This is a genomic window from Xanthobacter sp. BG11Y11_SDJG (assembly GCF_057364445.1).
The window spans coordinates 1-736 of the sequence record NZ_JBNFNU010000811.1; the positions used below are offsets into that span (position 1 = coordinate 1).

At 73.4% G+C, this 736-nt stretch carries 1 protein-coding gene and 1 pseudogene; both read left to right on the forward strand.

Annotation, left to right across the window (positions count from 1 at the left end; genetic code table 11):
• On the forward strand, nucleotides 1-484 hold a 484-nt coding region (ybgF, locus tag AC2W7M_RS26680), incomplete at its 5' end, for a tol-pal system protein YbgF (protein WP_486136218.1).
• Nucleotides 471-736: pseudogene (locus AC2W7M_RS26685) on the forward strand (hypothetical protein); the annotation flags it as partial. The gene ybgF and the pseudogene AC2W7M_RS26685, both read left to right, overlap by 14 nt.

The window sequence follows — 736 nt, forward strand, 5'->3', positions numbered from 1 at the left end:
CCCCCAGCCGCTCGGTTCGCCGGCGAGTTCCTCCGCCGGCTCGTGCGCCCGCCGGTGGGACCGGCGGGAGCCCAGGTCGGCGTCCCTGCCCGGCCCCGGCGCCACGCCGCGCGAGCTTTACGATGCCGGACAGGCGCAGATCCAGCGCCAGGACTATGCCGGCGCCGAGCAGACCTTCCGCCAGATCACCCAGGCCGGCGGCACTGACCGCGTCGTCCCCGACGCCACCTTCATGCTGGGCGAGAGCCTGTTCCTGCAGAAGAACTACAAGGATGCGGCGAACTCGTTCCTGGACGTGACGGTGAAGTATCCCAACTCCCTGCGCGCCCCGGAGGCGCTGCTGCGCGTCGGCCAGTCGCTCGCCATCCTCGGCGAGAAGGAGGCCGCCTGCGCCACCCTGTCCGAGGTGGAGCGCAAGTATCCCCGCGCGCAGGCCGCCGTGCGCCAGGCGGTCGAGCGGGAGCACAAGCGTGTCGGCTGCTGACGGCGATCCTGCGTTACGGGGGCTGCGCGGCGCGCGCGCCGAGCCGATCGGCGATGACGAACTCGACGGCCTGTTCGCCCCGTTCCTGGACCATCCGGGCATCCTGATCGCGGTCTCCGGAGGGCCCGATTCCACCGCGCTTGCCGTGCTCGCCGCGCGCTGGCGCAAGGCCCGCGGCGCCGGCCCCATGCTGGGGCTGCTTTACCGTCGATCACGGGCTGCGGCCGGGCTCGGGCCGCGAGGCCGAGCGGT